Origin of the sequence: Thiorhodococcus minor, from assembly GCF_010820565.1 — a bacterium.
Lineage (GTDB): Bacteria > Pseudomonadota > Gammaproteobacteria > Chromatiales > Chromatiaceae > Thiorhodococcus > Thiorhodococcus minor.
Genome location: NZ_JAAIJQ010000005.1, coordinates 1 through 17,789, shown reverse-complemented (window position 1 = coordinate 17,789; position 17,789 = coordinate 1). Strand labels below are relative to the sequence as shown.

Sequence of the window (17,789 nt, the reverse complement as noted above, 5' to 3'; positions counted from 1 at the left end):
GCCGCCCGAAGGACTGCGTACCAAGAAATACAGAGCAACCGCAAAGAGCACCCAGAGCGCAGAGGATCGCGATGCTGCGTCTGTTCGGTTGACGCAATCCGCCTAGTGAGGCGCCCGCGCCGAGCACACCCTGCCCCTTCTTCGCGCCCTTCGCGCCTTGCGGTTCCAAATCCCGAATTCAGGCCCATTCGCCCCTTCACAGTATTCGCCCATGAAGAGCACCATCGTCTCCTCGCCCCATGTCCCCCGTGCCAATCGGGTCGACCAGATCATGCTGCAGGTCCTGCTGGCCTTGGTGCCGGGCGTCGCCGCCATGATCTGGTTCTTCGGCTGGGGCGTGCTCATCAATGTGGTCCTCGCCGTGACCTTTGCCGTGCTCGCCGAGGCGACCGTGGTCCTGCTGCGCGGCCGCCGCCCCTGGCCAGCGGTCGGCGACCTGAGCGCGGTCGTCACGGCCGTGCTCTTCGCCATCTCGGTGCCGCCGACCCTGCCCTGGTGGCTGACGCTGCTGGGGATCCTGTTCGCGATCGTCCTCGTCAAGCAGCTCTACGGCGGCATGGGCTACAACCCCTTCAATCCGGCGATGGCGGCCTATGTCTTCCTGCTGATCTCCTATCCGGTCGCCATGACCACCTGGCTGGCGCCCAGCATGCTGGCCGAGCACGGCTTCACCTTCATGGAATCGCTGCGCGCCATCCTCACCGGCGCCCTCCCGCCCGGACTCGACTGGGACGCGGTCTCCTCGGCCACGCCGCTGGATGAGATGCGCGGCAAGCTGGATCTCGACATGACCATCGAGGAGATCCGCCAGAGCCCGCTCTGGGGCAGCTTCGGCGGCCGCGGTTGGGAATGGGTCGGGAACTGGTTCCTGCTCGGCGGCGTCTATCTGCTGTGGCGCCGCGTCATCACCTGGCACATCCCCGTCTCCATGCTGACGGGCCTGCTGGTCAGCGCCGGGGTCTTCTGGCTGATCGATCCGCAGACGCACCCCTTCCCGGCCTTCCACCTCTTTAGCGGGGCGGCCATCCTAGGGGCCTTTTTCATTGCCACAGACCCGGTCACCGCCTGCACGACCAAGCGCGGCCAGGTCATCTTCGGTGCCCTGATTGGCGTGACCGTCTATGTGATCCGCAGCTGGGGCGGCTACCCGGACGCCATTGCCTTCGCCGTGCTGCTGATGAACATCGCCGCACCGACGATCGACTACTACACCCAGCCACGCGTATTTGGACATGGTGGAGAACGCGGATGAAGACCAAATCCATCTTGCTCGCCGGATTCGTTCTCGGTGCCTTCGCCGTGAGCGGCGTCTCCTTGGTGGCGGTCACGCACGAGGCCGTCGACGGGCGCATCGCCGACAACCAGTACCAGGCGATGAAGCGCAAGCTCGATACCATCCTCCCGAGCGAGCGCATCGACAATGACCCGCTCCAGGACGGCATTGAGGTGAAGGCGAGAGAGTACCTGGGCGCTGAGGTCACCGAGGTCTATCGCGCGCGCAACGGAGAGGATCCGGTCGCCGTGGTGCTCGAGCCGATTGTGCCCGACGGCTACGCCGGCCCCATCAAGCTCCTGGTCTCCGTGCTGCACGACGGCACCATCGGCGGCGTGCGCGTCATCTCGCACCACGAAACGCCTGGACTGGGCGACAAGATCGAGGAGACCAAGTCCGACTGGGTCCTGGAGTTCAACGGGAAGTCCCTGCGCAACCCGCCGCCCGAGAAATGGGCCGTCAAGCGTGACGGCGGGGAGTTCGACCAGTTCACCGGCGCGACCATCACGCCGAGGTCCATCGTCAACGCGGTAAAGAGCACCCTGATCTATGTCGATCAGCAGGGCGAGGCGCTCTTCAAGGCCAAGCCGGCCGCGCCGGCCGACGAGAAGGAGCGCACCTGATGTCCGCACCGCAAAGCTATGCCAGCATCGTCGGCGAGGGCATCTGGAGCAACAATCAGATGCTGGTCGCCCTGCTCGGCCTCTGCCCCTTGCTGGCGACCACCACCTCGGCGACCAACGGGCTCGGGATGGGACTGGCCACCACGGCCGTGATCGCCTGCTCCAACGGCACGGTCTCGCTCGTGCGCCATCTGGTCCGGCCCGAGATCCGCATTCCGGTCTTCGTCCTGGTCATCGCCTCCTTCGTGACCCTGGTCGAGCTCATCATGCAGGCCTACTTCTATGAGATGTATCTCGTCCTCGGCCTCTTCATCTCGCTGATCGTGGTCAACTGCATGATTATCGGCCGCGCCGAGGCCTTCGCTTCCAAGAACCGCGTCGACCGCGCCCTGGTGGACGGTCTCGCCGTCGGGCTTGGCGCCACGCTGGTGCTGACCACCTTGGGCGCGCTGCGCGAATTCGTCGCCCAGGGGACCATCTTCTACCAAGCGGACCTACTGCTCGGCGAGGCCGCCAAGGGGCTCACGGTGAGTCTTGGAGACGACTATCAGGGCGCGCTCATCGCTATCCTGCCGCCCGGTGCCTTCATCGGACTCGGCCTGATGATCGCGCTCAAGAACGTCATCGATAAGCTCGTCAGGCGGCTCAAGACGGCCGCGAAGCCAGCGCACAGCGATCCAGCGGCCCACGCCGAGGCTGCGGCGACTTGAGTCACTCGACCCGCGCATAGGTCTGGAGCACCCTGTGCAGCTCGGCCGGCCGCACGGGCTTGCTCAAGAAATCGTCCATGCCGGCCGCCAGGCAGCGCTGACGCTCATCCTCCGAGGCGTTCGCGGTCAGTGCGACGATTGGCAGCCGCCGGGCGCCCTGAGCGCCGCGCATGCGCTGGGCGAATCCCACCCCATCGAGCTGCGGCATGTGAATATCCACCAGCGCAAGCTGGTAGTCGCCTTCCAGGGCCGCGCCCAAGGCCGCCTCGCCATCCCGAAATCGAGTGTGCTCGACGCCAAGCCTGGTCAGGAAGCTGGTCAGCACCTTGGCAGCGATCTCGTTGTCCTCGGCCACCAGCACCCGCAGCGCGGCCAGATCCGAATCGACCGCCTCCCCGGACCGAGGCCGCGTCGCCACATGATCCGGGCCGGCAAGGCTCCGCGCATTCCTCCCCAAGAGGCGCAGGACACTGAGCACCAGGCTGTCCGGCAGGAAGGGCCTGCTCAGCACAGCGACATGCGGGCCGCCCGCACCCACCGGCCTGCTCCCGACATCGAAGAGCGCGAGGCAGGGAATGGGTGCCCCGAAGCGCGCCCGAGCCAAGGTCACTTGCGCGGGCAGATCCGACGCGACGGAGCACCCTCCCAGAAGGATGATCTCGGGCCGGGCGCACCCGGCGCCGAGCGCATCGATCGCCGCCACCAGCTCGCACGCCGCACCCTCGCCCCCCAGGATTTCTTCCAGGAAACCGCGCTGCGTCGCATTGGGCTCGACAATGAGGACGGAGATCCCATCCAGTCGTCGGTCCGATGCCTTCGCCGGCGCGTCGGCGGATTGCGCCAGCAAGGGCAAACGCACCCGAAAGCGACTCCCGAGACCTGGCTCGCTCGCCACCTCGACGACACCGCCCATCAGCAGCGTCAGGCTCCCGACGATGGCGAGTCCAAGCCCAGTTCCCCCGAAGCGGCGCGTGGTGGATGCATCGACCTGCGTAAAGCCCTCGAAGAGTCGATCGAGCTTGTCCGCCGGAATCCCGATCCCGGTGTCCCGCACCTCCAGCAGCAAATGCGGACGATCTAAGCTCGCCACGGGCGCGGACGGGGCGAGCCGCACCTCGACCTCGCCCGCGTCGGTGAACTTGATCGCATTCCCCAGCAGGTTGAAGAGGATCTGCCGAGCACGCAATGGATCGCCGTGAGCGCGGCGGGGAAGGGTCGCGTCCACCCGGCAGATCAGGTCGAGCCCCTTCTCCCGCGCCCTCGCCATGAGGATCTCGCAGACCTCGCGCGTCAGCTCCTGCGGATCGAAGGGAATCTTCTCCAAGACCAGCTTGCCGGCCTCGATCTTGGAAAAGTCCAGAACGTCGCCGATCAAGGCGTCCAGCGTCGCGCCTGAGCTGCGGATGGCGGCGACATAGTCGCGCTGCTCGGCGTCGAGCGCCGTCTCTTCGAGCAGGCTCGCCATGCCGACGACCCCGCTGAGCGGCGTGCGCAGCTCGTGCGTCATGAAGGACAGAAAATCGCTCTTCGCCCGATTGGCGCGCTCGGCGTCCGCGCGGGCCTGCTGCAGCTGACGCAGCAGCGAGGCCTGATACCAGGGCAGCAGAATGAGGAGCAAGAGAAAGAACCCGGCCTCGAAGGGGTGGCGTTGCCACTCGCCGAGCTGGATCAGAACCAGGTTGTAGGCGACGACCGCAACCACAGCGGCGAAGGCCAAATGGCCGCGGCCGAAGCGTGTCCCCGCCGAGATGAAGATCAAGATGTAGAGCAGGTAGAAGGGGCTGATGGCGTCTTGGGTGATGGAGATCGCCAAGCTGGCGACGATCACATCCAGACAGAGGGCGAAGTAGCGGCGCCCCGACCAGTCGGCCCGCCGCATCACGCTGACGAGCAGCGCCACACTGAGAACGAAGTGGACCGCAAAGATCGTCAGGAAATAGGCAGGGTCGACCCTGTAGTAGCCGAACCAGGCGCCGAGAGCGATGTAGAGCGCCCCGAGCACATTGGTCAGCATGCGCACGGCGGCCGATTGCAGCTCCGTGCTCATGCGCAGCCGACGCAGCGCGGACGACAGGCGAGACCTGACTGCTCCAGAACCTTCCACCGACGCCCTCCCTGGCCGAGATGCCGAGGACCCGAAGTACAGCAACTTGCGGGCTATCGACCTGAATCTTCGTGATATATTAGGGGATCATTTCTCACTAATGGTATCCGGGTCAAGAATCCGGCGTCCTTAAGATAACGATAGAGAACGGGGAGAAGCTCATGTCAAAGAAACACCCAGTCGTCGCCGTCACCGGCTCCTCCGGGGCGGGAACCACGACCGTCAAGCGCGCCTTCGAGCACATCTTTCTCCGCGACGACATCAGTGCCGCCGTCATCGAGGGCGACAGCTTTCACCGCTATGACCGCGTCGCCATGAAGGAAGAGATGGCCAAGGCCGCTGAGCGCGGTGAAAGCCTCAGCCACTTCGGCCCAGACGCCAACCGCTTCGATCTGCTCGAAGAGCTCTTCCATGATTATGGCGAGAGCGGCGGGGGCAAGAAGCGCTACTACATCCACAGCAATGAAGAGGCCGCCGAGCACAACGCGCGCCTGGGCACCAACCTGAATCCGGGGCAATTCACGCCTTGGGAGGATCTGCCGGAGAAGACCGACCTGATCTTCTATGAAGGGCTGCACGGCTTGGTCGTCACGGAAGAGAACAACGTCGCCCAGCATGTCGATCTCGGCGTCGGCGTGGTGCCCATCGTCAACCTGGAGTGGATCCAGAAGATCCACCGCGACAACCTCGAGCGCGGCTACTCGGCCGAGGCCATCGTCGACACCATCATGCGCCGCATGCCGGACTATATCCGCTACATCACGCCGCAGTTCTCGATGACGGACATCAACTTCCAGCGCGTGCCCACGGTCGACACCTCGAACCCCTTCATCGCGCGTGACATCCCGACGCCCGACGAGAGCTTCGTCATCATCCGCTTCCGGGATCCGGAGAAGCTGCAGGTCGATTTCCCCTACCTGCTCTCCATGATCCACGACTCCTTCATGTCGCGCCGCAACAGCATGGTCGTGCCCGGCGGCAAGATGGGAATGGCGATGGAGATCATCCTTCAGCCCATCATCGAGCGCATGATGGAGGCCCGGAAGGTCTAAGGCCCAAGGGATCCTTGAACCTAGATTCGGCAATCGGAACCGCAAAGGCACGAAGGACACGAAAAAAAACAGAGACTTGAGTCGCCGCGTCGCTTCACCCTCTGAGTGAGCATCGCTTCGCAGACAAGGTGTTGAAGTGGCGTCGATCATTAGATTGGCCCGGTATCCCGCAAGGGTGGACAAGCGCAGCGCAGTCCACCAAAGCTGGCACGGGATTCGGTGGACTTCGCTCTGGCTCGTCCACCCTACAGATCCAACTGACGATCACGGCCGTTGAAATCCTTTGTGCTTCTTTGTGCTCTTTGTGCCCTTTGTGCCCTTTGTGCTCTTTGCGCTTCAACTGCTCTTCTTAGGTTGAAGGCTGGGCCTGCCAAGGCGCGGCCCAGTCCTTTCGATGCGACTGCCCTCTGAGGCTGGGCTCCACCAGCCTCCTTTCCGACCCTCTTCAACCGTGGAGAAAGCTGTCAGCTTGCAGCGGCCAGCGTTCTGAGATCGGTCGACTCGCCGGCGCGCGATGCCCGCCTGGGCTCCGCCCTTGGGCGCAAGCCACGCATGGACCAGGCCGCTACCCTTTGCGCCTCTGCGGCTCCAATGCCGATCTTGACACTCAAGATCCCGCTCGCGCCTTCCCAGACACCAGATCCACCTCTGCGTCGCGCGCCAACATCGCCTCGATCTCAGCGGCGGGAGCCGGCCGCCCGAGCAGATAGCCCTGCACGCGATCACAGCCCGAGCGCCTCAGCCAATCGAGCTGCTCCGGCGTCTCCACCCCCTCGGCAACCACCTCCAGGCGCAGATAGCTCGCAAGCGCGATGATGGCGGTACAGATGGCCGCGTCGCCGCTGTCCTCCAGGATGTCGCGCACGAAGGAGCGGTCGATCTTGAGCTGCCCCACAGGAAAGCGCTTGAGGTAGACCAGCGACGAATAGCCGGTCCCGAAGTCGTCGATCGACAGCTGGATACCCATCTCCTTCAGCATGGTCAGGGTTTCGACCGTGCGGCTGGCATTGTCCATCAGCAGGCTCTCGGTCACCTCCAGCTCCAGCGCCTGCGGCTCCAGCCCAGCGTCATCCAGGGCCGAGCGCACCATCTCGGCAAGCCCGGGCTGCTGGAATTGAACGGCCGAGAGATTGACCGCCATGCGCAGACCGGGATCGAGCACCTGACGCCATCGCGCAAGCTGGCGGCAGGCCTGACGCAGCACCCACTCGCCGATGGGGAAGATCAGCCGCGTCTCCTCGGCGAGCCCGATGAGCTCGCCCGGCAGCACCAGCCCCCGCTCCGGATGCCGCCAGCGCACCAAGGCCTCGACACCGACGATCCGGTCCGTTTCCAGGCTCACCTGGGGCTGATAGAAGAGCTTCAGCTCCTCACGGTCGACGGCATGTCTGAGATGCTTCTCCAGCTGGAGCAGATTGGCGATACGCACGCGCATCTCGGGCCTGAAGAAGGCGAAGTCGTTGCGCCCCTGCTGCTTGACCTGATACATGGCCAGGTCGGCGTGCTTGAGCAGGCTGTCACTGTCTTCGCCGTCCTCCGGCCCGACCGCGATACCGATGGAGGGCGTGACGGACAGCTCCAGCCCATCGATCAAGCAGGGCTCGCTCAGCGCGGGGAGCAGCTTGCCGCAGACGCGCGCGGCCTCGGCCGGGCCGTCGATCTGCGACAGGAGCACGATGAGCTCGTCGCCGCCCTGGCGCGCAACCGTATCCGAGGCGCGCAGCAGGCTGCGCAGACGCTCCCCGATCACACAGAGGAGGCGGTCGCCGACACTGTGTCCCAAGGAGTCATTGACCGTCTTGAAGCGATCCAGGTCGATGAAGAGCACGGCGAGCTTTCCGCCGCCGCGCCTGGAGGCCGCGACGAGCTGCGTCAAACGGTCCGCGAGCAGAAAGCGGTTCGGCAGCCCGGTGAGGAAGTCATGGTGGGCCATGTAGTGGATGCGCGCCTCGTTGGCCTTGCTCTCGGTGATGTCCGAGAACATGGCGACGAGATTCTGCACCCGCCCCAGGTCGTCCCGGATCACGCTCAGCGACAGCCAGAGCGGATAGACGTCGCGATTCTTGCGCTGGCTCCAGACCTCACCCTGCCAGAAGCTGTCCCTGCGTAGCGCCTTCATGACCGTCCGGCGGAAGCCCGGCTCGTGCTTGGCGCTGCCGAAGGCGCTCAGGCGCTTGCCCATGGCCTCAGCGCGCGGGTAGCCGGTAATGGTCTCGAAGGCCTGATTGACCTCGATGAGGCGGCTGCGCCCGTCGGCCACCATGATGCCTTCGCCACTGTCGGCAAAGACGCGCGCCGCCAGGCGCAGTCTCGCCTCGGCCGCAACCCGCTTGGTCGCGTCCCGACCCAGCAGAATGCCGTAGGCCACGCCGTCGAGATTCGCGACGCGGTAGACGAGATCCATGTGCAGCGGCCCTTGAGGCCTCTGCAGCGTCACCTCCTGCTCGAGCGAGGGCGAGCTGCCGAGTCCGTCGCCCTGGACCAGCTCGGCCAGGATGCTCTCGGCATGACTCAAGCCCAAGGCATCGAGCCGACGCCCGATGACGGCGTCCAGGGGCAGGTCCAGCAGACCGGCGGAGGCGCTATTGGCATCGATCACCTCGCCGCTCGGCAAGGCGATCAGCAGGATCATCTCGCCCGCGCAATCCAGGAGGGCGCGAAACCGCTCCAGGCGCGAGAGACTGCGGCGCAGCTCGGGATAATAGCTCTTGCGAGAGGAGCGCTCGCCGAGACCGATGATGCGGTCGCGCTGCTCTTGCCAGAGCCGGTCCTCGTCTATCTCAGAGCGCCTCGGCATAAAGGGTCTTGATGTCGTCGAGGTTGGCCCGGCGCGGATTGGTGAAGATGCAGGCGTCACGGATCACCGGCGGCGCCAGGTCCGCAATCGCACCTGAAGTCACGCCGCGCGACGCCAGACCGGCCTGGATACCACAGGCCCCGCGCAGCTCCTGAAGCGCGCCCAGGATGCGCTCTTGCCGGATCGCCGTCGGCGCCCGGTCCGCCGGCACGCCCAGGGCGCGCGCCACCTGCTCGTAGCGGGCTTCGGCGACGCTGAAGTCGAAGCGGATGACATGATCGAGCAGGAGCGCGTTGCTCTCGCCATGGGCAAGATCCAGATAGCCGCCCAGGCTATGCGCCATGGCATGCACGGCGCCGAGGCTGGCGTTCGAGAAGGCCAAGCCCGCCTGCAGGCTGGCCAGCATCTGTTCTCGCGCGCGGCCAGATCGGCCGGCTCGGCCACCGCCGTCTTGATGTTGTCGCGGACCAGCTCGATCGCGGCCAGCGCATGGATGTCGACCACCGGGGAGCTGGCGGTGGACACATAGGCCTCGATGGCGTGGGTGAGCGCGTCCAGCCCAGCGCAGGCGGTGAGATAGGGATCCATGGTCAGGGTGACCTCGGGATCGACCAGGGCGATATCCGGGACCACGGTCTTGCTGACGATAGCCGTCTTGCAGCGGCGGCCGACGTCGTTGACGATGGCGAACTGCGAGATGTCGGCGGCGGTTCCCGCCGTGGTGGGGATGCAGATGAGCGGTGGACCGGGCAGCGAGATCCGATCCACGCCGGCATAGTCGAGCACCTGACCGCCATTGCCGACGACGACGCCGATGCCCTTGGCGCAGTCGATCACGCTACCGCCGCCGATGGCGAGGATGACGTCGCATCCCTCGTGACGATACAGCGCGACACCCGCCATGATCTCGTGATCGCGCGGGTTCGGGGTCACGCCGCTGAAGACCCGCGTCTCGAGCCCTGCTTCCTCGAGTGTCGGCATCAGGTCGTCCAGCCAGCCGGCTTGAATGACCCCAGGATCCGAGACGATCAGCAGTCGCCTGGCCTGCAAGTTCAGTGCGTAGTAGCCGGCACGGTGACGCGACCCCGCCCCGAAGATGAGCTCCGGCGCGACGAATTTGCGCATTTCGTAGAGCGGCATAGCCTTGTGCCTCGCTGCGCAGTGCCTTGATGGAGGCCCAGGATCTTGGGCAGGCGTGGGCGCCTTCGACTGAAAATCGACGGCTCGAGTCGACCAGCTTTCGCGCCAAAAGACGGATGCGGCCGCCGAGCGGAGGGCAGACTCGGCCGAGACTGCAAACTCAGTCACGCGGGGCTCCAGGACGGCGGCGCGTCTCCCCTTTCACGCCGAGCTGAGATCCCCGTTTCGATTTAGGCGCCGTCAGTGCTGGGAGTGTCGGCCTCCAGACCGACACCTGTTGACCTGCCGGCCAACAGTCCCAGCGTCACCCGTCCCCGCAAGAGACGCTGGAATAGAGTCCGAGTCGCGCCAGCACCCTGGAAAAGACAGCCGGCTCAGGCGGACTTGCCCATGCCAGCACGGACGCAGCGCAAGAGGCCGTAGTCGTAGCGGCCTTCGAAGGCGTCGTAGACGGGCTTGAGCACGATGCCCGTGGTATCCGTGAGCTGCTCGAACGCCTGCTCGATGCGCTGGCGCGTCTCCGGGTCCAGCCTCACGACATCCGTGACGGCGAGCTCGCCCTCCTCGATGCAGCGCGACAGATGGGTGAAGACGGTCGTCCGCTTGAGGGCGCGTCGGGCCGCGATGGCATCGGGGTCCAGCCCCTCCCGGAAGAGGTCCAGGGTCGCGAGCACCGTTTCGGAGAGACCGACCTCCTTAGCCTGCGGCGCCTGCGGGCGCTGAAGGGGCTCCGGCGGCAGGGCTGGCAGGTCGCCCGGGCGCCCGTGCTCCGCCGCGTGCTCCTCGAGCACGGCGAGAAAACCCGCCCCGAACCGCTCCAGCTTGGCCTGTCCGACACCACTGATGCGGCTCAGCTCGTCCAGGTCGCGCGGGCGGTAGGCCACCAGCTCCTGCAGGGTCGCATCCGTGAAGATGACATAGGCGGGCACGTTCTGCTCCTGCGCCAGCTCGCGCCTGTAGGTGCGCAGGGCCTCCCAGAGTGCCGCGGCCTCCGGGTCGGAGGGGGCCACGACGGGGCGAGCGCGGCTCGCGGCGGCCGTCTGCTTGCGGTCCGGATCGCGCCTGAGCTGGATGCTCTGCTCGCCGCGCAGGATGGGGCGGCTGCGCTCGGTCAGCCGCAGCGCGCCATGGCCCTCCATGTCCACCGCGACCAGTCCGGCGGCCACCAGCTGCCGATAGACCGATTTCCATTGATCCGCGGACAGCTCCTTGCCGATGCCATAGGTGCTGAGCTTGTCGTGGCCGAAGCGGCGAATCCGCTCCAGGTCCTTGCCCAGCAGCACGTCGGTCAGATAGGCGCTGCCGAAGCGCTGGCCAGTGCGGTAGATGCAGGAGAGCGCCTTCTGCGCCGCGACCGTCCCGTCCCAGGTCTCCACGGGCTCCAGGCAGATGTCGCAGTTGCCGCAGGGCTCGGCCAGGGTCTCGCCGAAGTAATTGAGCATGACCTGACGGCGGCACTGGGTGGTCTCGCAGTAGCCCAGCATGCCGTCGAGCTTCTGCATCTCGAGCCGCTTGAAGTGCGCGTTGGCCTCGGAGCCGTCGATGATGCGCCTGAGCATGACGACGTCGCCCAGGCCATAGGTCATCCAGGCATCCGCGGGCAGACCGTCGCGGCCGGCGCGGCCGGTCTCCTGATAGTAGGACTCCAGGCTCTTGGGCAGATCCAAGTGGACCACGAAGCGCACGTCCGGCTTGTCGATCCCCATGCCGAAGGCAATGGTCGCGACCATAACCAGGCCCTCCTCGCGGAGGAAGCGGGCCTGGTGCTCGCGCCGCATGTCGGCGGACAAGCCGGCGTGATAAGGCAAGGCCGAGAAGCCCTGGGATTGGAGATAGGATGCCGTCTCCTCGACCCGGCGGCGCGACAGACAGTAGACGATGCCTGCATCCTTCGGGTGCTCGCGGCGCAGGAAGCTCAGGAGCTGCTGACGGGGATTGGCCTTCTCGACGATGCGATAGCGGATGTTCGGCCGATCGAAGCTGGAGACGAACTGCTTGGCCTCTTCGAGCCGTAGCCGTTTGACGATCTCGTTGCGGGTGGGCGCGTCGGCCGTCGCCGTCAAGGCGATGCGCGGGACCTGCGGCCAGCGCTCGTGCAAGCGGCTGAGCTCGATGTACTCGGGCCGGAAATCATGCCCCCACTGAGAGACGCAGTGCGCCTCGTCGATGGCGAAGAGGGCGACCTGAATCCGGTCCAGCAGGGACAGAAAGCGGTCCGTCAGCAGCCGTTCGGGCGCGACATAGACCAGGTCCAGCTGCCCCTCCAGCATCCCCTGCTCCACCCCCCGGGCCTCGTCCGGCGTCAGCGAGGAGTTCAGGAAGGCCGCGCGCGCGCCGAGCTGCCGGAGCGCGTCCACCTGATCCTGCATGAGCGCGATCAGCGGCGAGACGATCACCGCCGTGCCCGGCCGCACCATGGCCGGGATCTGATAGCACAGCGACTTGCCGCCACCGGTCGGCATCAGGACCAGGGCATCTCCGCCGCCGACCACCTGATCGATGATCTCGGCCTGAGCACCCCGGAAGGCGTCGTAGCCGAAGACGCGGGTCAAAATCTGCAGTGGGGTTTCGTCCATTACTCGACTTCCAGGCGATTTGCGGCTCGCGACAGCCATTGGCGCGGGCTTGCCCTGAAAGGATACCCATCCGCGAGCCTCGGGCGAACCTCTGGCTCCCCAAAGGCGCAGGGGACACAAGAAAACGAGAGGCCACTGCTTAAGGCGATTTCCGAGAATCCTCATACCAATCGCCCGCAAGCGGGCTCCTACGAAGACGGCGCCGTACGAGCCCGCTTGCGGGCGATCCTGGGGCGTAGGCGGGAAAAATGACCGGCGGAGCGCATCCTGCCCTCATCCCTTCACTCATTTCCTGAGCGTGAAAGGCTGGTCGGAAGAGTTCGAGAAATCGCCTTAGCAAGCCCCGCAACGCAACGCAACGCATTGAAATCCTTTGCGCGCTTCCTGCGCTTTGCGGTTCAACAGCTCTCTTGCGGATCAATCACCGAGCGCGCCGACGAAGGTACTGGCGCAGCAGCTCCGGATGAATCTCGTCGAGCTGACGGCGCAGCGCGATGTCGTCGTCGCCGCTGACCATGAGGTGCAGAAGGCGGTAGGGGTCGCCGCGCTCGTCGGCCGGGGCGCGCTCAGGTGGAGGCGGTGGCGCGCCAACGGACTCCTGAAGGAGCAGCCAGGCGGGAAAATCCTCCGTCTCGAGCAGCGCTTCCAGGTCCTCGAAGTCGCGCCACAGCCGAGCGAGCCAGGGGTCGGGAAAATTGGCGCCGCGCAGGAGGCGCTCGGCCTCGGGCGGGTACTCCCAGCAGAGCCGCAGCCAGTCCTGACGCGCAGCGGCGATGTCACGGCGGCGCCATGCGGCCTCGGCGTGGCGCTCCAGCAGAAGGGCCCAGTCGGCCCAATGCTCGACGCACTCGATGGAGGCCCGAACGGCCTCCCAGCGGCCGGCGCGCGCCCAGGCATGACTTGGGTGCAGACGAGGGTCAGCCGGGTCGAAATCCCGGTCGTCCAGACGCTCGGCAAGCGCCGCCCAGAGGACGGCGAGGAGGTCTCTGGCGCGATGGCCCAGGAGCTGCCGCGCCAGGGGCTCGATCCCCTCCAGCTCGGCGATCCGGTCGGCGGCGCGCATACCCGGACTCGCGACCGCGCTGTCGTCGAGACACTGGATCAGCCGCAGGTAGCCTCGCAAGTCCGGATGGCGTGGGTGCTCGCGCGCCAGCTGGCTGACCTGCGCACGCGCCGCGTCCAGCCTGCGCTCGGCCAGCGCGAGGCGGATGGCCTCCTCGAGCAGGCGCTCGCTCGAGTCGTGGAAGAGATCCAGCTGCATCCGCTCCGCGGCCGGCGCCCAGGATTCCGCGCAGGCCTTCTCCAGTTTGCGGCTGGGGCCGACCGATAGCCGCGTGCTGGCCCCGCCCCAGGCGCCATGCGCGAGCGGCGTCGGCTCCAGTTTCTGCCGCCGCGCATAGTCCGCCGCCTGCTCGAGCAGCTCGGCGATCTCCGCGGGGCTGCCATGCAGGACGGACTCGAGATCCGGGCGCGCGCCCGTGCGCCAGGCTTCGTAGTCCTCATAGGCCAGCAGATCGGCGGCGAGCAGCAGCTCGAAGGGGTCGAGCCGGCCCTGCTCCAGCAGCAGCCGGTCGACCAGGGCCTGAATCTCCTTGTGCGATGGAATGGTGGTCATGGCTGGCAGGTCCTGGAAAGCCGCTAGTCGACGATGGGGGCGAACAGGAGATCGAGATCGTCCGCGCTCAGGCTGCCCGCAGCCGCGCCTCCGCCGGCGAGCATGGCGTCGGCCAGGGCCTGCTTGCGCGCCTGGAGCTCGGCGACGCGCTGCTCGACCGTCCCCTCGGTGAGCAGCTTGTAGACGAACACCGGCTTGTCCTGGCCGATCCGATGGGCACGGTCCGTGGCCTGACGCTCAGCCGCCGGATTCCACCAGGGGTCATAGTGGATGACGGTGTCCGCCGCGGTGAGGTTGAGCCCGCTGCCCCCGGCCTTGAGGCTGATGAGGAAGAGCGGGACCTCGCCGGCCTGGAAACGATCGACCGGCAGCGCGCGGTTGCGGGTGCGGCCGGTGAGCTTGACGAAGTCGCGGTTCTCACGCATCCCCAACTCCATCAAGGCGCCCTGGATGAGATCCAGCATACTGGTGAACTGCGAGAAGAGCAGGATGCGCCGCCCCTCGTCCAGCAGCTCAGGCAGCAAGGCCAGCAGCAGCTCGAGCTTGGCCGAGCCCTTCACCGCGCGCGCGCTCTCCAGGCTGACCAGACGCGGGTCGCAACAGACCTGACGCAGTTTGAGCAGGGCATCCAGGATGATGATGCCGCTTTGCGACAGCCCCTTGCGCTTCACCTCCGCACGCACCTTCTCGTGCAGCGCCAGACGCAGCGTCTCGTAGAGATCGCGCTGATCCTGCGCCAAGGGCACCTCGCGCAGGATCTCGGTCTTGGGCGGCAGGTCGGAGGCCACGGCGTCCTTGGTCCGGCGCAGCAGGAAGGGCGCGATGCGGCGGCGCAGCTGCTCGCTGCGCTCGACGTCCCCGTGACGCTCGATGGGGGTCCGAAAGAGCCGGCGGAAGCGGCGCTCGTCGCCGAGGACGTCCGGCATCAGAAAGTCGAGCAATGACCAGAGCTCGCCCAGGTGGTTCTCGAGCGGCGTGCCCGTGAGGCAGAGCCGATGCCGCGCCTGGAGCTGGCGCGCCGCCTGGGCGGCCTTGCTGCGCGGGTTCTTGATCGCCTGCGCCTCGTCCAGGATCAGGAGGTGCCACTCCTGCCTGGCCAGGGCGTCGACATCGCGCGGGAGCAGCGGATAGGTGGTGAGCACCAGGTCTTGCTCGGCCGCGGCCTCGAACCGCTTGCGCCTGTCGGCGCCATGCAGCAGCAGGACCTTGAGGGAGGGCGCGAAGCGCTGGGCCTCGCGGCGCCAATTGAACATGAGACTGGTGGGCGCGACCACGAGACTGGGGCGGTCCGCGCGCCCGCCGGCCTTTTCGGCCAGCAGGTGGGCGAGCGTCTGCACCGTCTTGCCCAGCCCCATGTCATCGGCCAGCACGCCGCCGAGACCGTATTCGCGCAGAAATTGCAGCCAGTCCAGGCCCTCGCGCTGATAGGGGCGCAGCTCGGCCTCCAGCGCCTCGGGCGGCGCGACCTCGGGCGGCGCGACCTCGGCCAGCCCTTGGAAGGACTTGAGCCGCCGTCCCCAGTCACGCGCCGACTCACCGCCGCGCCAGCGCAGCTCTGGGTCCGCGTCCTCCAGCTCGGCGAGCTGGGCGCTCTGTAGATGAGACAGCCGCACACGGCCGTTCGCGGACAGCGGCCGCTCGGGATCATAGAGCTCGACCAGGGTCGCCAGGATGGGCCGCAGCCGCTGCGCGGGCATCATGAGCAGGCGTCCGTCGTCCAAGCGCAGAGGGAGCTCCGCCTCCTCGTCCATCGCCGCGAGATTCTGCGCCGAAAAGCGGCCCGCTTGGGCCTGGATCATCCTCACCAAGACGGGCAGCAGGTCGATGCGGGTGCCGTCGACCTCGATGCCGAGCCCGACGTCCAGCCAGCGCCCGCCCTCGGACGGGTCGATGTCCAGCTCCCAGTCTCCGGTCTCGGCCAGACGGAAGCGGAAGCTCTCGTCGATCTGGATCCGCCAGCCCTCGGCCCCCAGGAGCGGAAGCTCGCGCACCACCAGATGCATCCAGGCCGCGTCGTCGGGCAGCTCGAGGCAGAGCCCGGGCTGCTCGCTCGGCTCGAGCGGCTTGGTGAAGCCGAGGTGCTCGAGGCGCTGAATCGCCGCGCGCTCGGCGGCCCGGTCCCGCTCCGCGACCAGCAGCCTGCCGCCTTCAACACGTTGAATACGCGCCTGACCGTCGCGCGGATCCGCCATCAGCCCGCCGTAGTCGAAGGTCAGAAAAGCGGCATGGACCCACTGCGGGTCGCGAGTCAGACCCCAGTGACGGGCGGCCTCGGACTGAGCCAGGTCCTCGCTGCGCAGATTGAGACAGGGCGTCGGCGGCTCGCTCGGCACCGTCTCGCGCGCCGGCGGCCCGGGGATGGGCAGACGCAGATCCGGGATGCGCAGCTCCGCGGCCTGCCCGAAAGCCTCGGCCATCTCGGCGGGCACGGCCGGGGCCGCCGCCAGCAGGGCGGCCTCGCGGTCGTCCAGGCCGGTCTCCAGAGGTCCGCAGTCGCCGCTCGACGGGTCCAGATACCAAGGCGGCCTGAGTGCCAGCAGCGCGAGGCCGGGGCGCTCCGCCTCCAGGGTCACGCGCAGCTTCGCATCCTCCTGCAGACGCCAGATCAGCTTGCCCGGCAAGGGACCCGCGAAGCGCAATGCAGGCCCATCCGGGGCCAGGCCATCCTGGTCGACGTAGTACCCGCGGCCGCTGCGCACGATGGCCTCCATCACATCCCCGCCCATGTCGCCCTCGAGATGACCCTGCCTGGGCTCGTAGCGGCTCTCCTCGCTGGCTTGCAGCAGCGCCATGATGCGGTGGTCTTCCCGGGTGATGAAGTCGGCCCGCGAGCCGCCGAGGATGTTGAAGGCGTACGGCTTACCCCAGCCGCCCTCCTTCAGGGCCCGCGCCTTGATGCCCTGGACGCTGGTCGTGCGCAGCCCGTACTTCTCACTGGGTCGGATGAGATAGAGGAGTCGGTAGTGGCTGTCTTCGCGAGCGACCTCGCCCGTGAGGCGCTGAGCCCGGTTGAGCCAGCCCTCGAGCGGCCTCGGCAGGGGCTGTGCCCCCTGGTCGGGCGGGACGGGTCGAGGATCCCGCTCGGCGAGCACCAGCAGCAAGGCCGCCACATGCTTGCAGTTGTAGCCCACGGGACAGGAGCAGTGCCCAACCAGATCGGGCGCGCCAGCCTCCGTGGGTACGCCCTGCACGACGCATTGGTAGACGCGCCCGGCCGAGCCGAGCACCCGACCGGCTGCAGTCTGGCCGGCCTGGTCGAGATCGACGGACAGCACGTGACCGTTGCGGGCATAGCGCCGGCCGCGCTCCAGGGAGCGTGGATCGACCGCTCGTTCGATGGTTTCCAGGTCCGTGAGCTGGGGGAGCGAGATGGGGGGGAGAGGGGGCATGGGCAAAATCTTGAAGGATAAAGGGATGGGGCGACGGGGGAAGCGGATGTCAGTGGGTCATCTTTGCGATGCCGCGGATGAAGTGCTGCTCGAAGCCGAAGTGGCGCTCGATACGGTTGTTGATGCGCTCGAGCGCACCGCGGCGGTTGTAGCCGCGCTGCCAGCTCGGAGAGCCGTGCGGGGTGGGCACGAAGATGCGCCGATCCTGCTCGTCGAGCTTGATGCGCACGATGCGCCCGTACTCACCGGGATTCACGTACATTACGTGCTGCAGCACATAAGATGCGGAAAACTGTACGCACGGTTTGATGAGAAAGGGCTGGCTACCGTGACCATGGTTCGGCTAGTGAGGTACCGCCAAACGAAAGAGGCGGCAACAGATAGGCCGGTCCTACCGCTACGGGACGCCTGCTCTCTACTCTACCCGTTCTCGCGGAGAGTAAGCCGGGTCCTTGCCGCCGTTTAGGCCGAAGTTGGTGTTCTCTGTTTGCCGCCTGGTTTCCCGGCGGT

The 17,789-nt window shown here is 66.8% G+C and carries 11 protein-coding genes and 1 pseudogene; 4 read left to right on the top strand and 8 right to left on the bottom strand.

The features are described from left to right. Positions 1-211 precede the first annotated feature (211 nt). From rsxD to G3446_RS02530, 3 genes are read left to right on the top strand one after another with little or no spacing between them, the layout of a single operon-like run. Complete coding sequence (gene rsxD, locus G3446_RS02540) at positions 212-1,252, top strand: electron transport complex subunit RsxD (protein ID WP_164450833.1); 1,041 nt, start codon at positions 212-214, stop codon at positions 1,250-1,252. Continuing rightward, positions 1,249-1,896, top strand: coding sequence for an electron transport complex subunit RsxG (rsxG, locus tag G3446_RS02535; RefSeq protein WP_164450832.1), 648 nt, complete (start codon positions 1,249-1,251; stop codon positions 1,894-1,896). Before rsxD ends, rsxG begins: the two co-directional genes overlap by 4 nt. Then, complete coding sequence (locus tag G3446_RS02530; RefSeq protein WP_164450831.1) at positions 1,896-2,606, top strand: electron transport complex subunit E; 711 nt, start codon at positions 1,896-1,898, stop codon at positions 2,604-2,606. The genes rsxG and G3446_RS02530 overlap by 1 nt, the downstream gene beginning before the upstream one ends. A 1-nt stretch (position 2,607) precedes the next feature. Here the strand turns inward: G3446_RS02530 and G3446_RS02525 are convergent, their stop codons facing one another. Then, entirely contained in the window at positions 2,608-4,653 is a 2,046-nt protein-coding gene (locus G3446_RS02525; RefSeq protein WP_164450830.1) for an ATP-binding protein, read from the bottom strand. A 218-nt stretch (positions 4,654-4,871) separates the two neighbouring features. Between G3446_RS02525 and G3446_RS02520 the strand changes: the two genes are divergently transcribed. Next, positions 4,872-5,762, top strand: coding sequence for a phosphoribulokinase (locus tag G3446_RS02520; RefSeq protein ID WP_164450829.1), 891 nt, complete (start codon positions 4,872-4,874; stop codon positions 5,760-5,762). Between the two features lie 607 nt (positions 5,763-6,369). On the opposite strand, the gene G3446_RS02515 is transcribed toward G3446_RS02520, so the two are convergent. From G3446_RS02515 to G3446_RS02490, 7 genes and pseudogenes are all read right to left on the bottom strand, one after another. Further along, on the bottom strand, positions 6,370-8,559 hold the full coding sequence (locus G3446_RS02515) for a putative bifunctional diguanylate cyclase/phosphodiesterase (RefSeq protein ID WP_164450828.1): 2,190 nt from the start codon (positions 8,557-8,559) through the stop codon (positions 6,370-6,372). Continuing rightward, positions 8,543-8,965 (bottom strand): dehydroquinate synthase/iron-containing alcohol dehydrogenase family protein, encoded by a 423-nt coding sequence (locus tag G3446_RS29425; RefSeq protein WP_280818766.1) that lies wholly within the window; start codon positions 8,963-8,965, stop codon positions 8,543-8,545. Before G3446_RS29425 ends, G3446_RS02515 begins: the two co-directional genes overlap by 17 nt. Positions 8,966-9,042: 77 nt before the next feature. Beyond that, positions 9,043-9,684, bottom strand: a pseudogene (locus G3446_RS29420) (iron-containing alcohol dehydrogenase); the annotation flags it as partial. Between the two features lie 389 nt (positions 9,685-10,073). After that, positions 10,074-12,275, bottom strand: a complete 2,202-nt coding sequence (gene recQ, locus G3446_RS02505; protein ID WP_164450827.1) for a DNA helicase RecQ — start codon at positions 12,273-12,275, stop codon at positions 10,074-10,076. 421 nt (positions 12,276-12,696) lie between these two features. Further along, the gene (locus G3446_RS02500; protein WP_164450826.1) at positions 12,697-13,890 is read right to left on the bottom strand and encodes a hypothetical protein; all 1,194 of its coding nucleotides are present in this window, start codon (positions 13,888-13,890) and stop codon (positions 12,697-12,699) included. A gap of 23 nt (positions 13,891-13,913) precedes the next feature. Next, a complete protein-coding gene (locus G3446_RS02495; protein WP_164450825.1) occupies positions 13,914-17,279 on the bottom strand; it encodes a DEAD/DEAH box helicase in 3,366 nt (1,121 codons plus the stop codon). Between the two features lie 49 nt (positions 17,280-17,328). Continuing rightward, positions 17,329-17,541 carry a hypothetical protein gene (locus tag G3446_RS02490; protein WP_245232258.1) on the bottom strand — a complete coding sequence of 71 codons (213 nt, stop codon included), beginning with the start codon at positions 17,539-17,541 and terminating at the stop codon, positions 17,329-17,331. Positions 17,542-17,789: the final 248 nt, after the last annotated feature.